This is a genomic window from Mucilaginibacter phenanthrenivorans (genome assembly GCF_024721155.1).
In the GTDB taxonomy this organism is placed as follows: domain Bacteria; phylum Bacteroidota; class Bacteroidia; order Sphingobacteriales; family Sphingobacteriaceae; genus Mucilaginibacter; species Mucilaginibacter phenanthrenivorans.
Genome location: NZ_JAHVAP010000019.1, coordinates 52,512 through 67,125, shown reverse-complemented (window position 1 = coordinate 67,125; position 14,614 = coordinate 52,512). Strand labels below are relative to the sequence as shown.

9 protein-coding genes are annotated in these 14,614 nt (G+C 45.6%); 3 read left to right on the top strand and 6 right to left on the bottom strand.

What is annotated here, in order from left to right:
* Nucleotides 1-177: 177 nt before the first annotated feature.
* The 3 genes from KXD93_RS28805 to KXD93_RS28795 all read right to left on the bottom strand — a co-directional run bounded on the left by KXD93_RS28805 (nucleotide 178) and on the right by KXD93_RS28795 (nucleotide 3,217).
* The gene (locus KXD93_RS28805) at nucleotides 178-1,053 is read right to left on the bottom strand and encodes an HlyD family secretion protein (RefSeq protein WP_258141028.1); all 876 of its coding nucleotides are present in this window, start codon (nucleotides 1,051-1,053) and stop codon (nucleotides 178-180) included.
* 178 nt (nucleotides 1,054-1,231) lie between these two features.
* Nucleotides 1,232-2,809: a M56 family metallopeptidase gene (locus KXD93_RS28800; RefSeq protein ID WP_258141027.1), complete on the bottom strand. Its 1,578-nt coding sequence runs from the start codon at nucleotides 2,807-2,809 to the stop codon at nucleotides 1,232-1,234.
* Between the two features lie 3 nt (nucleotides 2,810-2,812).
* Nucleotides 2,813-3,217 carry a BlaI/MecI/CopY family transcriptional regulator gene (locus tag KXD93_RS28795; protein WP_258141026.1) on the bottom strand — a complete coding sequence of 135 codons (405 nt, stop codon included), beginning with the start codon at nucleotides 3,215-3,217 and terminating at the stop codon, nucleotides 2,813-2,815.
* Between the two features lie 90 nt (nucleotides 3,218-3,307).
* Between KXD93_RS28795 and KXD93_RS28790 the strand changes: the two genes are divergently transcribed.
* Nucleotides 3,308-4,174, top strand: coding sequence for a glycoside hydrolase family 16 protein (locus KXD93_RS28790; protein WP_258141025.1), 867 nt, complete (start codon nucleotides 3,308-3,310; stop codon nucleotides 4,172-4,174).
* Nucleotides 4,175-4,235: 61 nt separating this feature from the next.
* On the opposite strand, the gene KXD93_RS28785 is transcribed toward KXD93_RS28790, so the two are convergent.
* The 3 genes from KXD93_RS28785 to KXD93_RS28780 form a co-directional block, all read right to left on the bottom strand.
* A complete protein-coding gene (locus KXD93_RS28785; protein ID WP_258141024.1) occupies nucleotides 4,236-4,391 on the bottom strand; it encodes a hypothetical protein in 156 nt (51 codons plus the stop codon).
* A 134-nt stretch (nucleotides 4,392-4,525) separates the two neighbouring features.
* On the bottom strand, nucleotides 4,526-4,807 hold the full coding sequence (locus tag KXD93_RS30685; RefSeq protein ID WP_373417381.1) for a Pr6Pr family membrane protein: 282 nt from the start codon (nucleotides 4,805-4,807) through the stop codon (nucleotides 4,526-4,528).
* Nucleotides 4,752-5,087 (bottom strand): Pr6Pr family membrane protein, encoded by a 336-nt coding sequence (locus KXD93_RS28780; protein ID WP_258141023.1) that lies wholly within the window; start codon nucleotides 5,085-5,087, stop codon nucleotides 4,752-4,754. Before KXD93_RS28780 ends, KXD93_RS30685 begins: the two co-directional genes overlap by 56 nt.
* Nucleotides 5,088-5,281: 194 nt before the next feature.
* Here KXD93_RS28780 and KXD93_RS28775 point away from each other — a divergent pair, with 194 nt between their 5' ends.
* On the top strand, nucleotides 5,282-14,239 hold the full coding sequence (locus KXD93_RS28775; protein ID WP_258141022.1) for an FG-GAP-like repeat-containing protein: 8,958 nt from the start codon (nucleotides 5,282-5,284) through the stop codon (nucleotides 14,237-14,239).
* Between the two features lie 134 nt (nucleotides 14,240-14,373).
* Nucleotides 14,374-14,607, top strand: a complete 234-nt coding sequence (locus KXD93_RS28770) for a hypothetical protein (RefSeq protein WP_258141021.1) — start codon at nucleotides 14,374-14,376, stop codon at nucleotides 14,605-14,607.
* Nucleotides 14,608-14,614 lie beyond the last annotated feature (7 nt).

The following is a 14,614-nucleotide window of genomic DNA, read 5'->3' as shown; positions in this document are numbered from 1 at the left end:
ATCAAATTATGTCCTCTTCTACGGCTCGTAATTTCATAAGGTTACAGGTTTGATGAAAAAATTGATAAAAGGATTAAATCATTTACAAATAAAAAAGGGGAAACGCCACGTTTTATCGTTGTGCTCCCCCATAAAAACCCCCATTTCATAGCCGTACAGGCCATTTTGTATTGTTTTTTAGTGTGATGGCTTGCTGATGCGTATACTGTGGGAATTATTTGAATTCTCGAATGAAAAAGCGCTGTTTGCAAACCTGCTGTACTTTGTTTTGTAACGTTTGTACACTTCATCCGGCACCTGTTTGTCATTAACGGTCATCCCATTTGGCGAAATTGTTAATGAATGCAGGCTTTGTTCATCGGCTACAAGGCCATCTTTTATCAAGTCTGCTGTAATTAACCTCATTACCCGCTGGTCTTCTTCTGCCTGCTTCTGGTCGAGCTTAGCTTGTGCCTGGTCTCTCATGGCTTGCTCCTGGTCGCGTTTGGCCTGCACCTGGTCGCGCGCTGCCTGTGCCTGGTCAAGTTTTGCTTCGGCTTCGGCTTTCCTGGCTTCTTCGGCATCTTTTTTTGCCTGTAACTGATCCCTGCCTGCTTGTTCCTGGTCGCGTTTAGCCTGATCCTGGTCTCTCATCGCTTGTTCCTGGTCACGCTTTGCCTGGGCCTGGTCCTTAACTGCCTGCTCCTGGTCGCGCTTTGCCTGTGCCTGATCAAGTAGAGCTTGTGCCTGGTCCTTTTTCGCCTGGATCTTAGCTAATCTTATCTGCTCCTTTAGGTGGTCTATAACGCCCTTATAATCGCCGAACTTACTTTCATCTATCTTGGTGCCATTCACGTAAAGCTCAACAGCCTTTCCATTTTCAAGGGTTAACTCATATTCGGTGCCGTTCTCATCAGTTTTGATTTTTTCACGGCCGCCGTCCTCCGAATACATATTACTATATCCCGAAAAAGTATGTGCCTTATGTGTCACAGGTTTTTTCTGAGCGGTAGCTGCAGTTGTAAATGCAGTGGCTATTATGAGCACACTGTATTTTAAGAAATTGGTTTTCATTTTAATTTGATTTTTAAGGTTAAAAAAATGCAATAGCATAGCCACCCTGCTTTTTGCGGGCTGTTAAAATATTGCGGTCTGTTTGGTTAATTGTCCGGATTTATGACCTCACAGTTGCGCGGGCTGCAATGTTAAATCCAGCGTGTTTAATTATGGGCCTTATTAATTGTATTTAGTTTTATTGTGGAATTTGCCTGTTACTATCTGCCTTGACTTTTGCAGCATCCATCTCCGCCTTTTGCCTCATTGCCTCCTGTTGATCAATTTTTGCCTGTGCCTGATCCTTCAAAGCTTGTTGCTGATCACGCTTAGCCTGCGCCTGGGCAAGTAACGCCTGTGCCTGGTCCCTTGTAGCTTGCAACTGATCAAGCCTCGCCTGTTCCTGGTCCCTTTTAGCCTGTTCCTGATCCCTCATGGCCTGCTGTTGGTCACGCTTAGCCTGCTGCTGATCCAGCTCGGCCTGTATTTGATCGTTATTGGGCTGCTTTTTCACTACTGATGCAACCATTGCTGCCGGTTCTATTTTAATTGCCGGCTCATTTAATATCGGCTCCTCCGGTTTGTCAACCATGCTGTTCTTCATCTTGTGTAGCGAACTGATTGGCTTGTTGGCTGCTTGCTTATTGGGTTTTATTACCGTATTTTGAACCGCGTTTTCCTTCTTTTGAGCAAAAGTCGAAATAATCGGCTGTTTCGCTTTTGTCCGGGTGCCAACCGTTATCTGCGCAATGGTAACCGTAGTTATTAATACAGATAGGATCAAAATACTCAGCGTGAAAAAGACCTTTTCGCCTATACCCATTGTTTTATTTTTGTTGTTAAGGATCCGTACCACACGGCGCATCAGGTAGTTCTTTTTACCGGGGAAGGCTGTAGCATAGGCTTGACCATAAAGTTCGTGCTCCTTAAAACTGATGAGCGCCTGCACAAACTCCATTTTATTATTGGTTTGCTGCAGGGCGATATCATCGCAGCAATTCTCACGTTCTTCCTTTAATAATGATGAGATCCACAACAGACCAGGATTAAAGAAGAACACAGCTTCAGCAACGTTTTGAACAAAGTTAACGAAGTAATCATTCCGCTTTATGTGGGCCAGTTCATGCAGCAAAATTGCCTCAACCTGTTCCACAGGCAAGCCGGCAAGCAAACCCACAGGCATCAGGATAACAGGTTTTAAATGCCCTACGACTACCGGTACCTTAATATAACCCGATTGGAGCAAGGTAATGGCCTTATCTATCTTCAACTTCTTCGAAAAAGCCTCAACCTTATCTGCCCAATACTTTGATGGCTGGTAAACCTGGTAATTGCGGATGCGCTGGTTATAGGCAATGCATGAGATCATTCTTACACTTTTAAACAGGAAAACCATAAACCAGATCAGTAGGACAAACGGCGCATTTGCCGAAAAATAGTTGGTAAAACTATTGATAAGCTGCTTAGCGGTATGGGCGTTAAACAAACTGAAGGACTTGCCTTCGATAATGTTACCCGCAGCCGGGATTAACGAAACTGAAGATGCAGCGTTATTCCACTCATAAATAAAGGTTAAGCCACAGCCTGCAATAAACAACATAAATAAAACAAGCGCCAGGTTATACCTGTATGCCGAACCCGACCTTTTGGCAAGCACCAATACTATTCCGGTAACAATAGCTAAAAATAACCCCTGCCATAACGAATGGATCAGCATCCAGCTAAAAGCGGTGATCATTTTATTTAATGTGGTGCTTATCAAAAGTAAGTGTGCCATAACTTATTTATTGTTATCCATTTTGCTTAACATTTCCTTTATTTTCTGCAATTCCTCGCCCGATGTTTTGTCATTATCCAGCAATGCCATCATCAGGCTGCTTGGCGATCCATTGTACATTGAATCAACGAAGCGGCCCAGCATATTGCCCTTTACTTTTCCCTCCGCTACTGCAGCACTATAAATATGCTTCATGTTTGTCTCGTCACGTTCAAGCATCCCCTTTTCCTTCATCACCTGCATCAGCTTTAATGTCGAGGTATATTGTACAATTTCCTTTTGCTCATTCAGCTTATCATGCACAAAGCGAACTGTTGACGGACCATACAGCCAAAGTACTTGTAACACATCCATTTCTGTTTTTGTAGGTACCGTTTCCGTGCTCATATCCTTTTTAAACAATGTCATGAATCAAAGGTATGTATTAAAAACGTACGTTGCAAGTGTTATGTTTATTTTTTTTTTAAATCCTACTTTTATCCCACCAATAAAAACCACATGAAATTCATCGGCCTAACTTCAATAATCGCCTTATGCGCAATAACATCAGCAATAGCGCAAAACCAACCTAAAAAAATTGATACTGTTTTTTTTGAGGACTTCAACCAAAAAACGCTCGACCGCAGCAAATGGAACGTTGAAGTAACCGGCAACACGGTTAACGACGAGCAGGAAGCTTATGTGGATTCTGCCACCACCATTTATTTGTTGAATAATGCAAGCACAGAGGGGGCGACAAACGGTGCATTGGTATTAAAGGCGCTTTATCACCCGGGTTATATCAGCAAGGAAAATAAAAAGTACGATTTTCTCTCAGGTCGCATAAATACCAGGCATAAAATGGAATTTACCTACGGCAGTGCTTCCTGCAGGATGAAAATGGCAAGCGGCGCGGGTTTATGGCCGGCATTTTGGGCGCTCGGCAATGGCAAATGGCCCGATTGCGGCGAAATTGATGTAATGGAAACTGTCGGCGACAGCAGCTGGATCAGCAATGCCATGCACGGCCCCGGTTATTTTGGCAATACGCCGATAGCTTATCGTGCCTTCTTTCCCACCGGGACTGATGTTACCCAATGGCACGTTTACTCGGTTGACTGGACTGCCGATAGTATGGTGTTTAAGGTTGATGACAAGGTTACCTATTCAGTTACCAGGGCCATGGTTAAAAAGTATGGCCGCTGGGCTTTTGATAACCCCAAGTTCATTATCCTGAACTTTGCGCTTGGTGGCGGCTATCCGGGTGGGGTGAACAAGATAAAGACGCCCTATTATGGCATATCAGAAGCTACAGTTAATAAGATAAAAGCCGGGCAGGCAAAAACAATTGTGGATTGGGTTTTGGTAACCAGGCCTGCTAAATAAAGAACAAGCCCGATATAAATCAACAAAGCCTCCCGGAAAATCCGGGAGGCTTTGTTATATTTTAGTAGCCGCGATAATGATGATCGCGATCACCACCGTGATCATTACCATGATCATCATGATGACCATGACGTTGGCGGTATTCAACGGAACAACTCGGCAGGACGGCAGAAGCAAGTATCAGCAACGCAACAATCCTTAATATATACTTTTTCATAATAATGTTTTTTAGATAGATATGGAGGGTGAGGCAATTTGGATGCCAAAGAGCGTATATCCTGATTACGATAGCTAAGGGCTTTAAAAGCAAAAAAGCCTAAACAGGTGTTTTGTACTGCATTTACTACAATTTTAGGGATTTATGTTATCGCGACTGCTTAAATAACGGGCCACAAGGACGAATAACGCACCCAATCCCCACATTAAGGGTGCAAGTATCAACGCGTTTAACATTACCTGCGGATATCCCGATTTAGCCACATTTAAGAATGGGTAAGGGTAATTGCCCGAGATTGCACCGCGGATAAGTACATAAACAAAGTAAATAAGCGGGTACCAAAGCCACGGTAATATATTTTTATAACTTAGCCCATCTTTGGGTACAAAGGCAAACCAATATATTAAAAAACGCAACGGCAGTTAATACAGATCGCTGTAAAAAGAACCGGCCCAATGCAGATTTTGGAGCCACTAAAATTGCGGTGAGGCAAACAACCATCAGCAGGTTACTTAATATGGTATAAAAACTTAATAATTGGATGAGGGTACTCCCAAACGAACAGCCTTTAGCTATATAAGCCAGTATTGAAATACTAAATTGCAGTACAAGCGAGAACCAGGTGATGAGTACAACTAATGCAGTGTAAGCCCATTTTATTTTTTTGTTATGGCTAAGGTCGGCGGTGTTTTCCATTGATTATAATTGGTATACTAATTTACGGAAAATCTTTATCTTTAACATCACACTAAAAAACATAATTTGGTGATTGACTGGAAGTCTGCCTGCTTTAATTATTGATTTTAACCCTTATCAGCATCTAAACATTATTGCCCCCTCTCCAATGAATGATTTATGATAGTTGCGCAATAGGTGTGTATTGTAAATGTATGACCGGCATTAAACCTGTATCTGTTTTCTTTATGCTTACCCTGCTACTTTTTAAGGCGGGCAACGTTGCCGCGCAGGTAATTACCAATTTCAGCCCGGTAAGCGGGCCGGTTGGTACAAGCGTTAGCCTATACGGTTCCGGCTTCAGCGCCTCAATTTCGGGTAACACGGTGTATTTCGGGGCAGCCAAAGCGCCGGTGACTTCTGCATCCACAAGTGCGCTTACTGTATCAGTTCCGCCGGGGGCAACCTATCAGCCTATCACAGTTATCAATACTATTGATCATGTACAATCAACAAGCAGGCAACCGTTTGATGTTACTTTTAGCCCGATAAAAACGACTGTAACCCCGGCCGATTTTGACCCTAAAGTTAATTTTACAACAGGCAGCAACCCGCTTGCATTGACAATTTGCGATATTGATGGCGATGGCAGACCAGATGTGATCACTTCAAATGGCGATAAAACTATCTCGATATTGAGCAGCACGGCCGTTAATAACGTTATTTCATCAAGCTCATTTGGGGCCAAATATGACCTTGCAACCGGGGATAATCCGTTATCAATAGCTACAGGCGACATTGATGGCGATGGCAAGCCGGATATTGTAGTAGTGAACAGCAACACAACGGTATCAGTATACCGCAATCTTTCAACAAACGGAAATATCTCATTTGCGCCCAAGGTTGATATCGTTATAAATAACCCAACTTCACTAAAATCTGTTATTATAAACGACCTTGATGGCGATGGCCTTCCCGATCTTGCCTTTTGCTCGGGAGGGGATGTAAATGTGTTACGCAATAATTCGACGATCGGTAACATCAGCTTTGCGGCTCAAAAAAACTTTGCCGCCAACACCTCTGCCACGTCGTATATAACAGCGGGGGACGTTGATGGCGATGGGAAACCGGAACTGCTGGTAACCAACCGGGGCAACAAAACTTTTTCGCTATTTCACAACACATCAACGCAGGGTAACATACAATTTGATAACCGACTTGATTATTCAAATATCACAGATGCGGGTTACACAGCCGAGTCAATAGCGGTAGCAGACCTTGATGGGGACGGAAAGCCGGAAATACTTACCACTTATACCGATAATGTAAACACGGCAAATACCTCGTTCGTTTTAGTAACAAGGTACAACGGGCCATCGCTTACGGCTGCATCACTGCTTTACGACTCAAAATTTAACAGCGATCATAGTTTTGGCCAGATCAGGATTGCCGACGTGAACGGCGATGGGAAACCTGACATATTTACTTTGGATCCCAATAACGGGAGAATCACCATCCAGGCTAACATATCCATCCCGGGCAGCATAACCTTTTTAAATGCCGTAAACGTAAATTCAGGAACGGGGACTTCGGCCTTTGAAATTGGCGACCTTGACGGCGACGGCAAGCCTGAAATAGTTGTTACCGGAAGCCCTAAATCGGTTTCGGTATTTAAAAACGACCCGGTGTTAACCGCACCAACTATTACATCGTTCACCCCCTCGACAACAAGTACAGCAACCACCGTAACCATCATCGGCACAAATTTTACCGGAGCAACCGGAGTTAGCTTTGGGAATACCCCGGCGAGCTCATTTGTCATAGTTTCAGCAACAACTATAAACGCTGTAGTTACAACAGGCACCACAGGAAAGGTGCGGGTAACAACGCCCAGTGGAACAGCGGCCCGCGATGGCTTTAAATTTATTGCCCCGCCTAAAATAGATTATACTACCCCTAATTCATACATTATAAATAAAACTATTCCACAATTAACTCCCACAAATTCGGGCGGCGCAATCCCTGCAACTACTTATGGCGAAACCAGTGTAATAGCGGGCAGTGGCACCGTAGGCAGCAATGATGGAACAGGCACCGCGGCGCAGTTTACCATACCTTATGGCATAGCAACAGACCTTGAAGGCAATATTTACATTACTGAAGTTGCCAATGGGCGTTTAAGAAAAATAACGCCGGGCGGCGTAGTAACCACTGTTGCTCCTGATGCTGTTTCCGGAACAAAATATGGCACCGGCCCCACTCAAAAGTTTGGATCGCTGAACGGTGTTGTGATCGATGCCGACGGAAATGTTTATGTAGCCGACAACCTTAACGCCCTGATCCGCAAAATAACGCCCGACGGAACAGTTACGACGCTTGCCGGCAACAGCAATATTACCAGCCAGGATGGGCAGGGCACGGCAGCAGGCATTTACCGACCGGGCGGAATGGTGATGGATAAGGCAGGGAATATTTATTTTACCGATACGCATAACAAGATCAGGGAAGTTTCGCCAACAGGATATGTATCAACTTTTGTTGGCAGCGGTGCCGCAGCTACGGTTGACGGGCAATATCAAACAGCAAGCTTTAATGTACCTATCGACCTGGTGATGGATGCTGCGGGCAACATGTATGTGGCCGAACAAACAGGCAGCTGTATAAGAAAGATCACGCCTAATGGCGTAGTAATTACGTTAGCAGGCAGCGGCCAGTACGGGCATGTTGACGGCACCGGCACGGCGGCTCAATTTACTTTTTTAAACGGGATAACTATTGATGCATCGGGAAATTTATATGTTACCGATGATGCGTATATCCGCAAAATAACGCCCGATGGCAAGGTAACCACCGTTGCAGGCGGCGGGCCTCACGGCGCGGTAACCGGTGTGGGCAGCGCTGTATTTTTTGGTTCGCCAAAAGGGATCACCATTGGGCCTGATGGCAACCTAAATGTTGTGGAGCAGGATGGCAACCGGATAAAGGAAGTAATAGCAACCGGCTATACCATTGATAAAACCCTGCCCGCAGGTTTAACTTTTGATGTAAAAACAGGAATAATATCAGGAACGCCGACAGTTTTATCGCCCCCAACAGATTATACCATTACAGGTTATAATAAAGATGGCAGCAGTATAAAAGTGGTGAGTATTGAGGTGAAAGATGAAGCGGTGATACCTCCTCCTCCGCCGCCGCCACATATCAGTTATGTAACACCACAGGTTTACCCGGTTAAAACGCCGATTTCGCCGCTGGTTCCAACGAACACCGGGGGGGCGGTGCCGGAGAATGTTTATGGGGAGGTGAGTACCATAACCGACAAACAAAATTCAGGAGGTTTTAACGGCCCGTATGGAATAGTGGCCGATGCAAGCGGCAATTTATATATCTCCGATGCTGCCCAAATAAAAAAAATTACACCTGCAGGTGTAATAACTCCGTTTGCAGGCAGTTCAACAGATGGTTTTGCAAATGGCCAGGGTAATGCGGCCCAATTTAACGGTCCGGCGGGTATGGCAATCGATAAATCAGGTAACCTGTACGTGGCCGACCAGGTAAATAATTTAATAAGAAAGATCACGCCTGGCGGCTTGGTAAGCACCTATGCAGGAGCAACCGGACCTGACGGAGCTTACCAGGGTTCAGTAGATGGAAACCTGACAACGGCGGGTTTCGCCAATCCTTTTGGTTTAGTTTTCGACTCCCACGGGAATCTTTTCGTCTCCGACTATAATGGACAAGTTATCAGGAAAATAGACAAAAACGGGATGGTAACTATGTTCGCCGGTCTTGTCTATACACAGGGCACTGTTGATGGGATGGGATCGGCTGCCCAGTTCAATGACCCGTCATTTATGACCATAGATGCCAATGATAACTTATATGTGTCTGACTATAACGGAAACTGCGTCAGGAAGATCACCCCTGGTGGCCTGGTAACCACTTTTGCGGGTAGTAACCTTGCCGGATTTACCAATGGTGCCGGAACAGCAGCAACATTTCAGAATCCCTTTGGAATTACTTCTGATGTTTCGGGGAATATATATGTGGTAGACAATAATAACCGCGCCATCCGGAAAATAACTCCCGACGGAGTAGTGAGCACCGTTGCAGGCGGCGGCCTTCCAGGTTCGGATGATGGTGTGGGGTCTGGTGCTACGTTCAATATCCCATACGGCATAACCTATTATTCGGGTAATTTATATCTTACAGATGGAGGAAATGACCTTATAAGAAAAATAGGCATCACAGGCTACGAAATTAACAAACCCTTACCTCCAGGTTTAAATTTTGATGCAAAAACCGGAACCATCAGCGGGACACCGCTCGAATCTTCACCCGCTGCAGATTACACCGTTACTGCTTATAACGCCGGTGGAAGTTACAGCACCGTTGTGAATATAAAGGTAAACGATTACGTAATCCCGCCGCCTGCCTTGCCCATTATAACTTATCCAACACCACAAAGCTATACATTGGACAATACGCCTATAAGCACATTACTTCCAACAAGCTCGGGCGGGCCAATTACAAATGGCAGTTTTAACAGTGTGATAACACTTGCAGGCAATGGCACCAGGGGCTCGTTAAATGGTACCGGAAATACCGCCAGCTTCAACAGCCCAAAGGGATTAACTGTTGACAATAGCGGTAATATTTACATAGCTGATACGGATAATTCACTGATCAGAAAAATAAGCCCAACAGGCCTTGTTACCACACTTGCAGGAAGCGGCACTGCAGCCTTTGCAAACGGCACGGGTACAGCGGCAAGTTTTAATGATCCTTTTGATGTAGCTGTAGATGCCTTTGGAAATGTATACGTTGCCGATTTAAATAACCATCGGATACGCAAAATAACGCCCGCCGGGGTAGTAACAACAGTTGCGGGTAACAATACCACAGGCAGTACCGATGGTGCAGGCACGGCAGCATCCTTTAACCAGCCGGCAGGGATAGCAGTTGATAATGCCGGAAATTTATATGTAGCCGATTTAACTGGTAACCTGGTAAGGAAAATAACGCCGGCAGGAGATGTAACCACCCTCTCCGGAAGTGGTGCTGTTGGCCACGGCGATGACATAGGCAACCATGCTTCATTCAACGGGCCCATCGGCATAGCCGTTGATGCAAACGGCTATGTGTTTGTAGCCGATAGCTACAACAATATTATCCGAAAAATAACGCCTTCAGGCATAGTTACCACATTTGCCGGCAGCGGGGCTATAGGCGATGCCGACGGTACTGGTACGGCAGCAACTTTTCATGATCCTATCGGATTGAAAATTGATCCTTATGGCAATTTATATGTAACAGATGCGCAGAATAACCAAATCAGGAAGATAACGCCTGCAGGTGTGGTAACAACAGTAACAGGAAAAAAACTTCCCGGCGCTACGGATGGCGACCTGGCTGCAGCAATGTTTAATACTTCATTTGGAATAGCCATAGATGCCGATGGGAATTTATATATAGGAGACACCAATAACAACCTGGTTAGAAAAATAACCGTTGACAAATTCACCATTGACAAACCCCTGCCACCTGGTTTAATATTTGATAAAAATACCGGCAGTATAAGCGGTACGCCTACAGCCTTATCACCGCCCACCACTTATACGGTAACAGCCCACAACGCGGCAGGCAGCGGCAGTACTGCGCTGAGTATTGAAGTTGACGCCGATCAACAATTGCCAGTGCCTCCAAAGTTCGTCTATGAAACGCCGCAAAACTACACTGTCGGAAAAACCATTGTTAATTTAAAACCAAAGCAACTGGGTGGGGATGTTCCGGCAAATGCTTACGGAGAAGTAAGTACATTTGCAGGCAGTGGTAGCATTGGATCTACAGATGGTACCGGAACGGGTGCAAGCTTTCATTCTCCGGCCGCGCTGGCGATGGATAAGCAGGGCAATATCTATGTGTCGGATTTTTCAAATTTCAGGATAAGGAAAATAACACCTGCAGGTTTGGTTACAACTTTTGCTGGCAGCGGCATAAAAGGCTATGTTGATGGCGTTGGTACGGGGGCAAGCTTTAATTTTATAGCCGGACTGGCATTTGATGACCAGGGGAATTTATACGTAGCTGATACCGATAATAACCTCATCAGGAAGATATTCCCCGACGGAACAGTAACCACACTGGCCGGAAGTGCAAATGCTGGTAGTAATGATAGCAGTGATGGTACGGCCAGCTTTTTTGGGCCGGCCGGCATACAATTTGGAAACGATGGCTACCTGTATGTATCCGATGAAGGCGGCAACCTGGTCAGGAAGGTGTCCCTTAGGGGTGAGGTGACAACAATTGCTGGAAATGGCGGAACAGTTTCAAACGACGGCATTGGCAGAGGGGCCAGCTTTGACAGACCTGTTGCCCTGGCAATTGACAAAGATGGAAACCTGATTGTTAGCGATAATGGACTTGACGGAAAAAGCGCGATCAGGCAAATAACTCCTTCAGGATCAGTTACAACCATTGCAGGACAGGCCCCAAATCACGTTGCGGCCGGCGGCCTGACTACGGATGCCTTTGGTAATATTTATTTTACTGATGTCGGCTTGCAGGAAGTAAGGATGTTAAAGCCCGATGGCACCATAGAAACTATAGCGGGAAACGGAGCAACAGGCGCAGCTAATGGTTTATGGTCTGAAGCTACATTCAACGATCCGATCGGGATAATTTCTGACGGTAACGGTAATTTAGTTGTAGCCGACTTTGATAATAACCTCATCAGAAAGGTAGCATTAACCGGTTATAAAATTGACAAACCTTTGCCCCCCGGCTTAGTTTTCGATCCAAAAACCGGAACAATCAGCGGAACGCCATCGTCAACTTCACCAGCTACAGATTATACCATTACCGGCTACAACCTGGGCGGAAGCGCCAGCTTTAAGGTTAACATTAAGGTTAGTGATAATGTAGGTCCATTGCCCCTGCCACCTGCTATCACCTACACTACCCCATTGGTTTATACCGTTGGTGTAACCAGTGCCATTTTAAAACCTAAAAACACGGGCGGTGCCGTGCCTGCAACACCTTACGGGCACTCACTTGTGTTTGCTGGCAGCGGCGCAAGAGGTAAAACTGACGCTACGGGAACCGCTGCAAGCTTTTACCAGGCAACGAGTGTGGCTACAGACATTGCAGGCAATATTTTTGTAGCAGACCGAGACAATTTTTTGATCCGGAAAATAACACCAGCCGGTGTTGTAACTACTTTTGCCGGTAGCGGCACAGCCGGATCAACTGACGGACAAGGAACCGCAGCGAGCTTTAGCGGCCCCTCGGGCATCGCAACAGATGCCGCCGGTAATATTTATGTGGCAGACACCTATGGTAACAGGATAAGAAAAATAACCCCGGCAGGTCTTGTTAGCACAATTGCAGGCGGCGGAACACAGGGAGATAACAACGGGCCGGTAGCAGGTGCAACATTTACGCAGCCACAGGGAATTGCAGTTGATGCATCAGGCAATATTTATATAGCAGAATATGGAACATGCCTGATCAGGAAGATAGGTATCGACGGAATGGTATCAACCCTGGCAGGCAGCGGTTCGCCGGGAATAGGCGATGGGCAGGGCACAGCCGCCAGCTTTAACAATCCGCAAAAATTAAGTATAGATGCAGCTGGAAACATCTATGTGGCCGACTTCGATAATAATTCTGTTCGTAAAATAACGCCATCGGGTTTTGTGACTACCGTTAACAACAATTCAGGCATCCAGGTAAGGAGCCCGGGAGGCGTAGCTGTTGATGCCATTGGCGACATTTTTATTGCGGATGCCGCAAATGCAAGGGTAGCTAAAATTGATGCAGCAGGCAATGTTACCATATTGGCCGATGGAATTGGCAATGGCGTTAACATATTCGAATTCCCACTTGGGATAAGCCTGGATGCTGCAGGCAACTTATATGTGGCGAACTTTGGCAATAACAACATCATAAAGGTTTATACCACAGGATACACCATTGACAAAGCCTTACCTCCCGGTTTGATATTTGACCCCACAACCGGGTTTATCAGCGGTAAACCAACAGCCATATCGCCCAAAACAGATTATACGGTAACAGCGTACAATACAGGTGGAAGCAGCCAGTTTACTTTAAGTATCGAGGTTGATGCTACCGGAATTGTATTTGGGCCCATCCCCGACAAAACAGTTTGTGATATGGGCGTTGATTTTGATCCCGGCGCGACGGATGACCTGCCAATTACCTACACCAGCAGCGACTTAACGGTTGCCACCATAGCAGCCGGCAAGATCCACATCACCGGCGTCGGTACAACAACCATTACCGCAAAGGATGGCGCAACGCCTGATAAAACACAAACGCTGAAGGTAACTCCTGCGCTAACCCCATCTATAATTATTTCAATGACTACCGCTGATCAGTGCATCGGCAGCGCAATAACCTTTGAAGCAACGCCGCAAAACGGTGGAACAAATCCGATTTACAAATGGCTTGTTAATGGCCAGGATGCAGGTGAAGCCGGGCCGTCATTCATAACTTCAACCTTAACAGCCGGCGACAAGGTAAGTTGTATGTTGACCAGCAGTGAAGTGTGTACCACCAGCGCAACGGCAACTTCAGGAGAGTTGACTTTTACACCTGAGCAACCTGCTATCCCTTCGGTTTCCATCACATCGTCGGCAACCGGCCCTTTTTGCGGTGGCACTGAAGTAACGTTCACAGCAACTCCATCGGCTGCTGCAGTTACCCCTGATTACCAGTGGCAGGTAAATGGAATAAACGCCGGCACCAACAGCGCCACATTTAGCAGCACAACACTTGCTGATGGCTATATAGTCACTTGTATCCTAACCAGCAAGGCAAAATGCCTTGTGAACCCGAGTGCAACTTCAAATCCTATTCCTATTACGCTCAGCCCGGTAAGCCAGTGTACCATTGTAATTCCAAATACATTTACGCCTAATGGCGATGGCATCAACGATTTATGGAATATATCAGCCATAACATCCTATCCAAACAGCAGCATAACCGTTTATACCCGGTATGGCTCGTTGGTTTACAGATCTACCGGGTATGCTAAAGCCTGGGATGGCACCTACAACGGCAGCACCTTGCCGGTGGGTACGTATTATTATTTGATCGATCTAAAAAATGGCAAAAAGCCATTATCGGGCCCAATTACAATAATACGATAAGGGTCTTTATTAATTGGAAAACAATTTGTTATCCGCTCGCCAGGAATTTCGATCGCGTCGATTTTTTTTCAAAATATTATCACAAAAAGCGATTTAGCAGCAACTTCTTCTACTCAATCCCGTAATAAAGTATTATGAGGGGATATGTAAATATACCGGGTTCGATTTATTGCAAGCTTTGTAAGGAGTGCGGTGCACGCCCGGTAATCGCCCAGGTGCAGGATATAGGATATGTTGTGAAATGTTCAAAAAATGACGACCATTACCAAACCATGCCTGGTTTAATTGATATGGAGGACTGGAATCGCCATAATACCATCACGGTGGCATCCATTGACTATAACCTGAGCCAGATGATGGCCTGGTAGCTAAATG